Raw genomic sequence first — 11,920 nt, forward strand, 5'->3', positions numbered from 1 at the left:
GTACGGGCGCGAGCCGCACCCGCGGGCCCGATCGAGGGGACCACCCCGCGGGCGGGCCGGTGCCAACTCCCGACACCGTCCCGCCCACGAGGCGCCTCGCTCACGGGGCGTCGGCCCGTCGCGCTCGCACGGCCCGCGCCACGATCTCCCACGTCACGGCCGCAGCCACCAGCACGACCGCCACCGGGACGAAGTCCCTGACGTTCGAGTCCGGGGACTCGGCTCCCTGGTTGAGTCCCATCCAGTACAGGCCGAGGGCGAAGACCAGCGCGACGGAAGTCCTCATCAATCCTCCTCCCTCACTCGGCTCACCCTGCCCGGGCGACGGAGGCTCACGTCGACTTCCTCGCCTTGCGGCGTCGCAACGCACCGAACAGCAGGTCGCCGATGCCGACGCCGACCAGGCAGGCGAACGCGAGGCTCCAGTCGGCCGCCTCCCGTTCGGTGAAGAGGAGAACGGAGGCGCCCAGAGCGGCCGCGATGACCAGGTATCCGCCAAGGATCTTCAGCACGAGACCACCTTGGCAGTGACGAGGGCCGGACCGATGACGCGGAACTTCGCCTCGGCGCACTTCTTCGCCTTCGCGGCCTTCTTGAAGGCGCTGCGCAGCTTGTTGAAGTACAGGTTGACGGCCACGGCGCACACGGCGCGCGCCGCCAGGCCCGGCGGGCTCGAAGCAGGCACCTTCCCGCACAGCGTGCTGATGCCGGCGCCGATCGAGGAGCTCATGGCCTTGGCGATCCTCGCCGTGTCCTTCTTGCCGAACTTCACGCAGACTGCGGTGCCCAGACTGCAGAACTTCACCTTCGGGTCGGCGACCACCGGGTACGCGACGTCGCGGGTGCGGTGCTCGACGACCTGGCGGACGGTGCTGCCGCGCAGCTCGTAGCGCGTGGGGACGTGACGCCCCCTCGCGTCGACGGCCCACGGACGCTCGACCTGCGCCACCACGACCCCGTCCTTGCCGATGAGGTCGATCCCGCCGTCGGGCGCCGGCCGCGGGGAGACGTCGCCGCGGAGCCCGAAGTCGTAGGTGGCCGGAGCGGCCGCCGAGTCGATCCCGATCAGCACTTGGGTGCCCGTGGCCGTGGGCGCGACCGCGAGGCTCGCGTCGCGGGACGCGGACAGGTGGAAGCGACCGTCGACCCTGGTCGCCGTGCCGGAGGCCGGCAGCTGCAGCGCGACGGACGCACCACCCGCTGTCTCGATCGGCACCCGGCCCCGCCTCACCGCCCCTGTGGGCGACTCCGCGAGCGGGACGGCGTCCTCGACCAGGGCGATCTGGCCGAGGCGGTCCTCGACGGTGGCGCGCTCACCGGCCTGTGTCGGTGGCAGGGCTGAGAGTGTGAGAGCGGCCGTGGTGGCCACGACCGCGAAGGTCCGACTGACGATGTGCATGAATCCCCCGATTCGATGATGGGCAAGCCCGGTTGAACGATCGAAGCACAACTTATTGTGCTCGATGGGCCGCGTCAAGCACCGATCCACAGGCACCGATTCGCACGGGCCGGGGACAGGACGAGCTCAGGTCACGCGCTGCAGCCAGCGCACCCGCGACACCCCGGGCCCGGGGAAGAGCCGCAGCGCGCCGAGCAGGATCACGCCGGCGATGATGCCGTCCATGAACCAGTGGTTCGCGGTGACCGTGACCACCACGATGGTGATCACGGCGTGCCAGATCGCCAACTGCCGCACCGGCCCGCCGGCCGTGCGCGCCACGACCACGGCGATCAGCACGGCCCATCCCACGTGGAGGCTCGGCATCGCCGCGAACTGGTTCGCCACCGCGCCGCTCGCGCCGTCGTAGGCGGACGGGCCGTAGACCGTCATCGTGTCGGTATAACCCAGCGCGGGGAACATCCGCGGCGGCGCCAGGGGGAACGCGATGTGCAGCACGACGGCGACCGCGGTCTGCAGGATGATCAGGTTGCGCGCCCAGCGGTACTCCACCTCCGGCCGACGCAGGAAGCCCCAGACGAGGAAGGCCACCGTCACGGGGAAGTGCACCGCGACGTAGTACGTGTTGGCCAGCTGGAGCAGGTCCACCGTCGGCACGAGGTCCTGGATCCACGCCTCACTCGGCAGCCGGAGCGCGCGCTCCACCCCGTTCACCGCGTGGGCGTTCGCCAGCGCGGTCGCCTCGGCGTCCATCGACAGCAGTCGTCCCGTGCGGTAGAGGAGGTACACCGCTGCTAGCAGGACCAGCTCGAAGGCGGCCATGAGGGACCAGTCGCGCACGCGCACGACCACCTCGGAACGCCGGGAGAGGGCCATTGACCCAGACTCTCAAACCACACCCGGTAGGAACACCCCTAGACGCCCCGGGGATCACCCTGATCCAGAGGAGCCGATCAGAGCGTGGACTGGATGCCGGCCAGTAGCTGGCGCGCCATCACGATGCGCTGCACCTGGTTCGTGCCCTCGTAGATCTGGGTGATCTTCGCGTCGCGCATCATCCGCTCGACCGGGTAGTCGCGCGTGAACCCGTAGCCGCCGAGCAGCTGGACGGCGTCGGTGGTCACCTGCATCGCTGTGTCGGAGGCGAAGGCCTTCGCCGCAGCGCCGAAGAACGTGAGGTCCTTGTCGCCGCGCTCGGACCGACCGGCGGCCGCGTACGTGAGCTGTCGCGCGGCCTCGATCTTCATGCCCATGTCGGCGACCATGAACTGCAGGCCCTGGAAGTCGGCGATCGGCGTGCCGAACTGCTTGCGCTCCTGGATGTAGCCCAGCGCGTAGTCGAGCGCGCCCTGCGCCACGCCCACGGCCTGCGCGGCGATCGTGACGCGGGTGTGGTCGAGCGTCTTCATGGCGATCGCGAAGCCCTCGCCGACCTCGCCGATGATCCGGTCGCCGGGGATCCGCACGTTGTCGAAGTAGACCTCGCGGGTGGGCGAGCCCTTGATGCCGAGCTTCTTCTCCGGCGCGCCGAACGAGACGCCCTCGTCGGACTTCTCCACGACGAACGCGGTGATGCCCTTCGTGCGCTTGGACGGATCGGTCTGCGTCAGGACGGTGTAGTACTCGGACTCGCCCGCGTTGGTGATCCAGCGCTTCGTGCCGTTGATGATCCAGTCGTCGCCGTCGCGCTTGGCCGTGGTCTTCTGGTTGGCCGCGTCAGAGCCGGCCTCCGGCTCGGACAGGCAATAGCTGAAGAGGCCCTCGCCGCGCGCGAGCTTGCCCAGGTACTTGGCCTTGATCTCCTCGTTGCCGCCGATCTGCACCGGAAGCGATCCGAGCTTGTTGACCGCGGGGATCAGCGAGCTGGAGACGCACACGCGGGCGACCTCCTCGATGACCAGGACGGTGGCCAGCGCGTCGGCACCGGCGCCGCCGTACTGCTCGGGCACGTGCGGCGCGTGGAAGTCGGCCGCGATGAGGGCCGCGTTCGCCTCGCTCGGGAAGCGCGGCGCCTCGTCGACGTCGGCGGCGTGGGGGGCGATCTTCGCCTCGGCCACGGCGCGCACCGCCTCGCGGATCGCCTGGTGCTCCTCGGACAACGCGAAGAAATCGGACACGCTCAACTCCCGGACATCGAAAAGGTAGGAACTCCGCGCATCCTACGCCGGGCCCTCGGTGCCTCCGGGCCCCGGGGAAGTCAGTGCCGTTCCAGCGCCTCCACGATGAGCCGGCCGAGCTCGACGGGCTTGGTGAACTGCGGCCAGTGACCCGTGGGCAGGTCGACGTACTCGACGTCGCGCACCCGGGCGAGCTCGCCGACCCACGGCTCGCCGGCCTCGATCGCGTCGCGCAGCACCTGCGAGGGGAACTCGCAGCAGATGACCGTGGCCGGGACCTCGAGTCGCCGCTCGTCGGTGAGGGTGATGCCCTCGGTGGCGACGCCCTTCGGCTGGGGAATCGCCCGTGCGATGAAGTCGGCGCGGAGCTGCTCGTCGAGGTCGACCAGGTCCATCTCCATGAACTCGTCCCACGGCGGCAGCGGGATGTCGTCGCCGTCGGCCGGGAGCTCCTCGTTGATCGCCTGGCCCTCGGCCGGCGGACCTGAGTCGACGTAGACGTTCCGCGCGAGCCGGTCGGGGCGGACGTCGGCCACGCCGTGGATCACGGCGCCACCGCCGGAGTGCCCGACGAGCACCACGTCACCGTCGAGCGCGTCGACCTGCGCGGCGACGAAGTCGATGTGGTCGCGCAGGCCGATACCGGCGCGAGGCGCGTCCCGGGACTCCAGCCCGGGAAGCGTCAGCGGGTGGACGCGGTGGCCGGCCTCGACGAGCTGGGGCGTGACCGCGTCCCACGAGGAGGCATCGAGCCAGAACCCCGGAACGAGAACGATGTCCATGCTCGGACCATACGCGCTCGTCCGGACGAACTCAGTGGCCGCGGACGGCGGCGCCCTTGGCGCGTGCGGCGTCGGCCAGCGACGCCTGGAAGTCGACCATCTTCGCGGTCAGCTCCGGGTCTCCGGCGGCGAGGATGCGGATGGCCAGCAGCCCCGCGTTCCGGGCGTTGCCGATCGCGACGGTGGCCACGGGGACGCCCGCGGGCATCTGCACGATCGAAAGCAGCGAGTCCATGCCGTCGAGGTACTTCAGCGGGACCGGTACGCCGATCACAGGCAGTGGCGTCACCGCGGCGAGCATGCCCGGCAGGTGGGCCGCTCCCCCGGCGCCCGCGATGATGACCTCGAGCCCGCGCTCGTGGGCCGTGCGGCCGTACTCGAGCATCTCGTCGGGCATCCGGTGCGCCGAGACGACGTCGGCCTCGTACTCCACGCCGAACTCGGCCACGGCGGTGGCGGCGGCCTCCATCGTCGGCCAGTCCGAGTCGGACCCCATCACGATCCCCACGCGCTTCGTCATGCCTGGACTCCGTCCGTCAGCAGTGCAGCGCTGTGCCGGGCCCGGCGCAGCACGTCCTCGAGCTCCTCGCCCACGGCGGTGACGTGGCCGACCTTGCGGCCGGGCTTGACCGCCTTGCCGTAGAGGTGGACCTTCACGTCGGGCTCCGCCGCGAGCGCCACCTCGCGCTGGGCGGCCAGGTCCTGCACCGCACCACCGAGGATGTTGACCATGACCGACCACGGCTGCCGCGGCGTGGTGGAGCCGAGTGGCAGGCCGGTGACGGCACGCAGGTGATTCTCGAACTGGCTCGTCACCGCGCCGTCGATCGACCAGTGCCCCGTGTTGTGCGGGCGCATGGCCAGCTCGTTCACCAGCACGCGGTCGTCGTCGGTCTCGAACAGCTCGACCGCCAGCATCCCGACGACGTCGAGCTCCTCGGCGATCGTGCGGGCGATGTGGCGCGCCCGGGCCTCGAGCGCGGGGTCGAGGTTCGGCGCGGGGGCGATCACCTCGGAGCAGACGCCGTCGACCTGACGCGACTCGACGACCGGGTAGTCCACGATCTCGCCCGTGGCGCTGCGGGCGACCTGGGCCGAGAGCTCGCGCCGGAACGGCACCAGCTCCTCGACCAGCAGCTCACCCGGCGCACCGAAGGGCTCGTCGAGATCGGCGGCCGACGCGACCTTCCAGACGCCCTTGCCGTCGTACCCGCCCCGAGCGGTCTTGACGATGGCGGGGAAGCCGAAGTCCTCGACGTCGGCGGGCTGCTCGACCGCGGCCCACCGCGGGCACGGCACGCCCAGCTCGGTGAGGCGGCGCCGCATGACGAGCTTGTCCTGGGCGTGGATAAGCGCGTCCGGGCCGGGACGGCACTGGTGCCCCTCCTGCGCGAGCGCCCGGAGGTGCTCAGGTGGGACGTGCTCGTGGTCGAAGGTCACGACGGGCGCGTCCTGCACGGCGGCGCGGAGGTCGTCGAGGTCGGTGTGCGACCCGACGCGGTGGTCTCCGATCACTTGGGCCGCCGACACGTCGGGACCCTCGGCGAGCAGGCACAGCCGCAGCCCCAGCGCGATCGCGGGCGGTTGCATCATCCGGGCCAGCTGGCCTCCGCCGATCACGGCGACGTCGCGGCCGGGAGCTTCGTGCGTCACGGCGCCAGCCTAGAGCGCTCCCGGCGCGCACGGTGGCGGAGGGCGCTCAGCGCGACCGGAAGGTGCGTCGCTCGGTGACCGTGATGGGCGAGAGGTGCCCGAAGCCCTTGATCGGGCGCGGCGGCAGGGCGCGGGTGTCGAACTGGTCGCCGAGCGTGTCGGCCGTCTGCTGGTCGACGAGCACGCGGTTCGCGCGGGCCACCTGCGAGAGGCGGGCGGCGAGGTTGACCGGCGGCCCGAAGACGTCACCCAGGCGACTCAGCACCGAACCCGTGGCCAGGCCCACCCGGACGTCGGGCAGCTTCGCGCGGGCGCCGATCGCGGTGATGATGTCGAGCGAGATCCGCGTGGCCTTGACCGGGTCGGGGTGCACGAACAGCATCGCGTCGCCGAGCGTCTTGATGACGCGGGCGCCGGCCGCGGTGATGAGGTCGCCGCAGCGGGTCTCGAAGTCCTCCACCACCGACGCGAGGGAGGCCTCGTCGAGCCGGTTCGACAGCGCGGTGAAGCGCGTCATGTCGGCGAAGCCCACGGTCATGTCGGTGGAGAGCAGGGCCTGGTCGTTCTCGCCGAGGGCGGTGAGCCGGGCGGCCGCGGCCGCGAGGTGACGTCGCCAGACGTGCACCATGAGTCGCTCGAAGCCCGGCACCGAGCTCTGCGCCAGCTCGAGCGCCGCGTCGGCGCGGCTGTCGGACTTGCCGCGCACGATGTCGGCCTCGAGCTGGTCGACCAGGATCGTGACCTGCCAGTCCGCCAGCCGCGACATCGTCTGCCCCAGGGCCCGGGTCAGCCGGAAGACGGTCTCCTCGTCGAGGATCTGGTGCTCCATCGCGGTGGCGACGATCGCCACGGCGCTGACGTCGGCATCGCCGAACGCCATCTCCGAGCCCGGGTCGGGGAAGCCCAGGTTCCGCCACAGCCGGGCGGCCTGCTCGGGGGTGAGGCCGCCGCGCTCGGCGGTCTCCGCGTTCGTGTAGTGCAGCTGCTCCGCCAGGATGACGTCGACCAGCTGCTGGTCGTCAGGACTGCTCATCGCGGCGCGCCTCGGGTGCGTGGGACTCCAGCACGAGCCGCGAGATGCGGCGGTGGAAGTCCTCGATGTGGGGGATGTCGTGCAGGTGCAGGCCCTCCTGCTGGCTGGCGTCGTGGATGATCAGCGTGCCGCAGCGCAGCACACGGTCGATCACGCCCTTCTCGTAGGCCACGTCGTTGATCCGCGCGAGCGGGATGATCCGGCCGCTGCGCGTCAGGATGCCCTTCTGCTCGATCAGCCGCCGGTTCGTGAGGGTGTAGGTCCACGTGAGCCAGCGCAGGAACGGCAGCAGCGTGCCCCAGACGAACAGCACCGCCAGCACCACGATCCCGGCCAGGCGCGGGGTGCCGCCACCGGAGTCGCCGACCGCCCCGGCGAAGTACCCGCCGACGAGCATGATGGCCAGGCCGACGAGGAACGGCACGATGAGCACCTTCAGGTGCGTGCGGGTGTCGGCCTCGACCGTCTCGTCGTCGAGCAGGAGCTTCTCGGACAGCATGCGGCCATGATCCCACGCCGCGCCCCCGGCCCGGGTCACACCGGGCGCAGGTGCGTCACGTCGCCGGCCGACCACGGGACGCCGTCGACGACGAGGCACCCCGACGGGTCGATCCCGGTCGCCTGGCCCACCACGTCGCTGCCGTCGGCGCGCTCGATGCGCACCTGCCGGCCGATCGTCGAGCAGGTCGCGAGGTAGTCCGCGGTGAGCTGCTCGGCGCCCGCCGGGTCTCGCCACAGCTCGAGGCGCTCGCGCAGCCGGTGCAGCAGCGCCACGAGGACCTCGTTCCGGTCGGTCGTGGTCGCGCCCTCCAGCAGCAGGGAGGTCGCCCGCTCCACCGGCAGGTCCTCGGCGGCCATCGCGACGTTGAGCCCGATGCCCACGATCGCGGCGGCCCCGGTGGGCGTCTCGACGCGCTCGACGAGAATCCCGCAGAGCTTGCGCCGGTCGTCCACGAGGACGTCGTTGGGCCACTTGAGCGCGGCCTCCACGCCCAGGTCGCGCACGGTGTCGACGACGGCCAGCCCGGCGACGAGCGGGACCCACGGCCACCGGGTCGGCGGAACCTCGACGGGCCGCACGAGCGTCGAGACGGCGATCCCGGTGTATCGCGGCATCGTGAAGGTGCGGTCGAGCCGGCCCCGGCCCGCGGCCTGGTGGTCGGTGGTGTGGACCGTCCACTCCGGCGCGCCCGCGTGGGCGGCCTGCGCGAGGTCGGCGTTGGTGCTGGCGGTCTCGTCGGTGACGTGGACGTCGAACCCGTCGGCCTCCGCCCGCAGGCGATCGCGGTCGAGCGGGGCGAGGCGAGGTGGCTGCACGGCCCCACCTTGGCACAGCGCGGCCGGACGCGACTCCGGCGCTACTGCGGCCCGAGCACCGCGTCGACCGCCGCCTCCGCCGGAGTGGGATCGACCCCGGGCTCCTTGAGTTCGACGAAGATGACGTGCGTCGCGGTCTCGCCGATGTTCTTCGCGTGGTGCTCCTGCGCCGGCAGCCACATGACGGTGTTGGCCTCGAGCTCCACCTCCATCTGGAAGTCCCCCGACATGAGGCGCCGCTTGAACGAGCTGAGGGTGTACATGACGCTGTCGGGGTGCTCGTGCGGCGTGGTCTCGTCGCCGGGGACGTCCGTGTACTCCAGCACGCGGACCTTCTCGTTCTCCAGGATCACTCGGTAGTGCGCGGGATTCGTCACCGTCGGATCGAGACTCATCCTTCGAGCATGGCACCGGTGCGCTCCCGGCGACAGGGGCTGGCACACCTGCCTTGATGCGAGGCCGGAATCCGCCCCGGTTAGGGTGTTCGCCATGACCGACGCCCTGCCCGACACCCCGCTGGAGGAGCACCCCGAGCTCCACACCACCGCCGGAAAGCTCGCTGACTACGAGCGGCGCCACCACGAGGCGACCGTCGAGGTGGCCGACCGTGCCGCCGAGAAGCAGCACGCACGCGACCGCAAGAGCGCCCGCGAGCGGATCGAGCTGCTGCTCGACGAGGGCTCGTTCGTCGAGCTCGACGCGCTCGCCCGCCACCGCGCGACCTCGTTCGGCCTCGACAAGAACCGGCCGCTGGGCGACGGCGTGATCACCGGCTACGGCACCATCGACGGCCGCCAGGTGTGCGTCTTCAGCCAGGACTTCAGCATCTTCGGCGGCAGCCTCGGCGAGGTCTACGGCGAGAAGATCACCAAGGTCATGGACCTGGCGATCAAGTCCGGCTGCCCCATCATCGGCATCAACGAGGGCGCCGGCGCCCGCATCCAGGAGGGCGTCGTCTCGCTCGGCCTGTACGGCGAAATCTTCCGCCGCAACGTGCACGCCTCGGGCGTCATCCCGCAGATCAGCCTCATCATGGGCAACTGCGCCGGCGGCCACGTCTACTCGCCCGCGGTCACCGACTTCACGGTCATGGTCGACGGCACCTCGGGCATGTTCATCACCGGACCGGACATCATCAAGACGGTCACCGGGGAGGACGTCACGATGGAGGAGCTCGGTGGCGGTCGCACGCACAACACCAAGAGCGGCAACTCCCACTACCTGGCCTCCGACGAGGACGACGCGCTCGAGTACGTCAAGGCGCTGATCTCCTACCTGCCGCAGAACAACATGGAGGAGCCCGAGGCCTACGGTGACGTTGCCGACCTCGAGCCGTCCGACCTCGACATCGCGCTCGACACCCTCATCCCGGACTCGGCGAACCAGCCCTACGACATCCGCACCGTCATCGAGACCGTGCTGGACGACCAGGACTTCCTCGAGGTGCAGGCGCTCTTCGCGCCGAACATCGTGATCGGCTTCGGCCGGGTCGAGGGCAAGAGCGTCGGCGTCGTGGCCAACCAGCCGATGCAGTTCGCCGGCTGCCTGGACATCGACGCCTCCGAGAAGGCCGCTCGCTTCGTGCGCACCTGCGACGCGTTCAACATCCCGGTCCTGACCTTCGTCGACGTGCCCGGCTTCCTGCCCGGCACCGACCAGGAGTGGAACGGCATCATCCGCCGCGGCGCGAAGCTGATCTACGCCTACGCCGAGGCCACCGTCCCGCTCGTCACGATCATCACGCGCAAGGCGTACGGCGGCGCGTACGACGTCATGGGCTCCAAGCACCTCGGCGCCGACATCAACCTGTCGTGGCCCACCGGCCAGATCGCCGTCGTCGGCGCATCCGGCGCGGTCAACATCCTCTACCGCCGCGACATCGCCGCGGCCGAGGATCCCGAGGCCCTGCGGGCCGAGCTGATGACCGAGTACGAGGACACGCTCTGCAACCCCTACGTGGCGGCCGAGCGCGGATACATCGACGGCGTCATCAAGCCCAGCCAGACCCGCACCGAGGTCGCCAAGGCGCTGCGCCTGCTGGCGACCAAGCGCGAGACGCTGCCGCCCAAGAAGCACGGGAACATCCCGCTGTGAGCGAGAACGAGGCCACCGAGACCCCGGAGCGCAAGCCCGTGCTCCGGGTCGTCAAGGGCGACCCGACCCCCGAGGAACTGGCGGCGCTCGTCGCGGTCGTGGCCGCGCGCAACGCCGCGGCAGCGGCCGCCGCTGCGGACGCCGAGCCGAGGCAGCGCAGCCAGTGGGGCCACCCGGTGCGCCAGCACCGCACACCGCACCGCTTCGGCCCCGGCCAGTGGCGCGCCTCCGCGCTCTGAGTTCGCACTGACGGTCGCGCCGGAGCGTGTGGAACGATCGGGGCATGAGCCTGCGCCACGAGCCCGACGTCTCGCACGCCGACTGGTTCGTCCGGTCGGAGGCCGACTGGACCGTCCTCGCCACCCAGGGGCCGCCCGGCTTCGAGGCCTACGCGACCGTCCGCTTCGACGACGGCGAGTCCGTCTCGTACCGCAGCGACGACGAGGTCATGGCGCACGTCGTCCGGCTGGCCACCGCGCGCACCCGCACCCCCGAGGACGTGTTCTTCGGCCTCTGGGACGGCTGGGGCGAGCTGACCGACGCCGGCCGCGCCTACACGACCCTGCGCGGGAACTGGCTGCGCGACCTGTGGTTCCGGCCCACTCCCCCGCGGATCCGCCCCGCGTTCGACGACGACGTCCTGGAGGCGCCGAAGGTCGACCTCCACGGCGAGCGTGCCTACCTGCTGTTCCGCGGCGCGGCCACGAGTGTCGGCGACTGGGGAGCACGCCCCTACGACACCGACGTCGTCCGCACCCTGCCGCCCGCGTCGCTCACGTGGCCCGCCGACCGGGCCTGGTTCATCGCGGCCGACGTCGATCCGTCCTGGATGGTCGTGGGCGGCACGCAGGCCCTCGTCGACGCGATCCTGGCCGAGCCGGATCTCGACGCGGCGCCGGCCACGCACGGCGTCGTCCCCACCCTCACCCCCGAGGAGGACCGATGAGGTTCGTCCTGGCGTCGGCCTCGCCCGCCCGCCTCAGCACCCTGCAGCGCGCCGGCGTCGACCCCGAGGTCGTCGTGTCGGGCGTCGACGAGGACGGCGTCTCCGCGACGACGCCGGCGGAGCTGTCGACCGAGCTGGCGCGCCTGAAGTGCCGCGCCGTCGCCACCGACCACCCCGACGCCCTCGTGCTGGGCTGCGACTCCGTGCTGGAGTTCGACGGCCAGGTCCTGGGCAAGCCCCACGATCCCGACATCGCCCGCCACCGGTGGTACGCGATGCGCGGCAACGTGGGCGTGCTGCACACGGGTCACTGCCTGCGCCTGGGCTCCGACGAGGTCGTCCGCCACGCGGCCACCCGCGTGCACTTCGCGAACGTCACCGACGACGAGATCGACGCCTACGTCGCCAGCGGCGAGCCGCTCCAGGTCGCCGGGGCCTTCACCATCGACGGCCTCGGCGCCGCGTTCGTGACCCGCATCGAGGGCGACCACCACAACGTGGTCGGCGTCAGCGTCCCCGCGGTGAGGGAGATGGCCCGCGACCTCGGCGTCGAGTGGACCTCCCTCTGGCGCTGACGTG

The 11,920-nt window shown here is 71.3% G+C and carries 16 protein-coding genes; 4 read left to right on the forward strand and 12 right to left on the reverse strand.

All coding sequences use genetic code 11. The features are described from left to right. Nucleotides 1–100: 100 nt before the first annotated feature. The 12 genes from H1W00_RS00445 to H1W00_RS00500 form a co-directional block, all read right to left on the reverse strand. Entirely contained in the window at nucleotides 101–286 is a 186-nt protein-coding gene (locus H1W00_RS00445; protein WP_181752645.1) for a hypothetical protein, read from the reverse strand. Nucleotides 287–332: 46 nt separating this feature from the next. Beyond that, nucleotides 333–512 carry a hypothetical protein gene (locus H1W00_RS00450; RefSeq protein ID WP_181752647.1) on the reverse strand — a complete coding sequence of 60 codons (180 nt, stop codon included), beginning with the start codon at nucleotides 510–512 and terminating at the stop codon, nucleotides 333–335. Continuing rightward, a complete protein-coding gene (locus H1W00_RS00455; RefSeq protein WP_181752649.1) occupies nucleotides 506–1,399 on the reverse strand; it encodes a hypothetical protein in 894 nt (297 codons plus the stop codon). The genes H1W00_RS00450 and H1W00_RS00455 overlap by 7 nt, the downstream gene beginning before the upstream one ends. Nucleotides 1,400–1,525: 126 nt before the next feature. Continuing rightward, the gene (locus H1W00_RS00460) at nucleotides 1,526–2,275 is read right to left on the reverse strand and encodes a phosphatase PAP2 family protein (protein WP_181752651.1); all 750 of its coding nucleotides are present in this window, start codon (nucleotides 2,273–2,275) and stop codon (nucleotides 1,526–1,528) included. 77 nt (nucleotides 2,276–2,352) lie between these two features. Then, nucleotides 2,353–3,516 carry an acyl-CoA dehydrogenase family protein gene (locus tag H1W00_RS00465; protein ID WP_181752653.1) on the reverse strand — a complete coding sequence of 388 codons (1,164 nt, stop codon included), beginning with the start codon at nucleotides 3,514–3,516 and terminating at the stop codon, nucleotides 2,353–2,355. Between the two features lie 80 nt (nucleotides 3,517–3,596). Then, complete coding sequence (locus H1W00_RS00470) at nucleotides 3,597–4,298, reverse strand: alpha/beta fold hydrolase (protein ID WP_181752655.1); 702 nt, start codon at nucleotides 4,296–4,298, stop codon at nucleotides 3,597–3,599. Between the two features lie 31 nt (nucleotides 4,299–4,329). After that, complete coding sequence (purE, locus tag H1W00_RS00475; protein WP_181752657.1) at nucleotides 4,330–4,818, reverse strand: 5-(carboxyamino)imidazole ribonucleotide mutase; 489 nt, start codon at nucleotides 4,816–4,818, stop codon at nucleotides 4,330–4,332. Further along, the gene (locus H1W00_RS00480; protein WP_338072782.1) at nucleotides 4,815–5,951 is read right to left on the reverse strand and encodes a 5-(carboxyamino)imidazole ribonucleotide synthase; all 1,137 of its coding nucleotides are present in this window, start codon (nucleotides 5,949–5,951) and stop codon (nucleotides 4,815–4,817) included. Before H1W00_RS00480 ends, purE begins: the two co-directional genes overlap by 4 nt. Before the next feature lie 46 nt (nucleotides 5,952–5,997). Beyond that, nucleotides 5,998–6,984: an adenylate/guanylate cyclase domain-containing protein gene (locus H1W00_RS00485; RefSeq protein WP_181752659.1), complete on the reverse strand. Its 987-nt coding sequence runs from the start codon at nucleotides 6,982–6,984 to the stop codon at nucleotides 5,998–6,000. Further along, on the reverse strand, nucleotides 6,971–7,483 hold the full coding sequence (locus H1W00_RS00490; RefSeq protein ID WP_181752661.1) for a PH domain-containing protein: 513 nt from the start codon (nucleotides 7,481–7,483) through the stop codon (nucleotides 6,971–6,973). Before H1W00_RS00490 ends, H1W00_RS00485 begins: the two co-directional genes overlap by 14 nt. Before the next feature lie 35 nt (nucleotides 7,484–7,518). Further along, nucleotides 7,519–8,301 carry a biotin--[acetyl-CoA-carboxylase] ligase gene (locus H1W00_RS00495; protein WP_338072783.1) on the reverse strand — a complete coding sequence of 261 codons (783 nt, stop codon included), beginning with the start codon at nucleotides 8,299–8,301 and terminating at the stop codon, nucleotides 7,519–7,521. A gap of 41 nt (nucleotides 8,302–8,342) precedes the next feature. Then, nucleotides 8,343–8,696, reverse strand: coding sequence for a cytoplasmic protein (locus H1W00_RS00500; protein WP_181752663.1), 354 nt, complete (start codon nucleotides 8,694–8,696; stop codon nucleotides 8,343–8,345). Nucleotides 8,697–8,790: 94 nt separating this feature from the next. Here H1W00_RS00500 and H1W00_RS00505 point away from each other — a divergent pair, with 94 nt between their 5' ends. Genes H1W00_RS00505 through H1W00_RS00520 form a run of 4 tightly spaced genes read left to right on the forward strand, consistent with a single transcriptional unit; the run spans nucleotide 8,791 to nucleotide 11,916 of the window. Then, nucleotides 8,791–10,395, forward strand: a complete 1,605-nt coding sequence (locus H1W00_RS00505; protein WP_181752665.1) for an acyl-CoA carboxylase subunit beta — start codon at nucleotides 8,791–8,793, stop codon at nucleotides 10,393–10,395. Continuing rightward, nucleotides 10,392–10,634, forward strand: coding sequence for an acyl-CoA carboxylase subunit epsilon (locus H1W00_RS00510; RefSeq protein ID WP_181752667.1), 243 nt, complete (start codon nucleotides 10,392–10,394; stop codon nucleotides 10,632–10,634). The genes H1W00_RS00505 and H1W00_RS00510 overlap by 4 nt, the downstream gene beginning before the upstream one ends. Before the next feature lie 44 nt (nucleotides 10,635–10,678). After that, the gene (locus H1W00_RS00515) at nucleotides 10,679–11,341 is read left to right on the forward strand and encodes a hypothetical protein (protein ID WP_181752669.1); all 663 of its coding nucleotides are present in this window, start codon (nucleotides 10,679–10,681) and stop codon (nucleotides 11,339–11,341) included. Next, complete coding sequence (locus H1W00_RS00520; protein ID WP_181752671.1) at nucleotides 11,338–11,916, forward strand: Maf family protein; 579 nt, start codon at nucleotides 11,338–11,340, stop codon at nucleotides 11,914–11,916. Before H1W00_RS00515 ends, H1W00_RS00520 begins: the two co-directional genes overlap by 4 nt. Nucleotides 11,917–11,920 lie beyond the last annotated feature (4 nt).

Origin of the sequence: Aeromicrobium phoceense (assembly GCF_013868155.1) — a bacterium.
Classification (GTDB): Bacteria; Actinomycetota; Actinomycetes; order Propionibacteriales; family Nocardioidaceae; genus Aeromicrobium; species Aeromicrobium phoceense.

Excerpts from the sequence above, each read along its gene's own strand:
- H1W00_RS00445 (WP_181752645.1), bottom strand. The coding sequence starts at position 286 with ATGAGGACTTCCGTCGCGCTGGTCTTCGCCCTCGGCCTGTACTGGATG.
- H1W00_RS00455 (WP_181752649.1), bottom strand. The coding sequence starts at position 1,399 with ATGCACATCGTCAGTCGGACCTTCGCGGTCGTGGCCACCACGGCCGCT.
- H1W00_RS00460 (WP_181752651.1), bottom strand. The coding sequence starts at position 2,275 with ATGGCCCTCTCCCGGCGTTCCGAGGTGGTCGTGCGCGTGCGCGACTGG.
- H1W00_RS00470 (WP_181752655.1), bottom strand. The coding sequence starts at position 4,298 with ATGGACATCGTTCTCGTTCCGGGGTTCTGGCTCGATGCCTCCTCGTGG.
- purE (WP_181752657.1), bottom strand. The coding sequence starts at position 4,818 with ATGACGAAGCGCGTGGGGATCGTGATGGGGTCCGACTCGGACTGGCCG.
- H1W00_RS00485 (WP_181752659.1), bottom strand. The coding sequence starts at position 6,984 with ATGAGCAGTCCTGACGACCAGCAGCTGGTCGACGTCATCCTGGCGGAG.
- H1W00_RS00490 (WP_181752661.1), bottom strand. The coding sequence starts at position 7,483 with ATGCTGTCCGAGAAGCTCCTGCTCGACGACGAGACGGTCGAGGCCGAC.
- H1W00_RS00500 (WP_181752663.1), bottom strand. The coding sequence starts at position 8,696 with ATGAGTCTCGATCCGACGGTGACGAATCCCGCGCACTACCGAGTGATC.
- H1W00_RS00505 (WP_181752665.1), top strand. The coding sequence starts at position 8,791 with ATGACCGACGCCCTGCCCGACACCCCGCTGGAGGAGCACCCCGAGCTC.
- H1W00_RS00515 (WP_181752669.1), top strand. The coding sequence starts at position 10,679 with ATGAGCCTGCGCCACGAGCCCGACGTCTCGCACGCCGACTGGTTCGTC.
- H1W00_RS00520 (WP_181752671.1), top strand. The coding sequence starts at position 11,338 with ATGAGGTTCGTCCTGGCGTCGGCCTCGCCCGCCCGCCTCAGCACCCTG.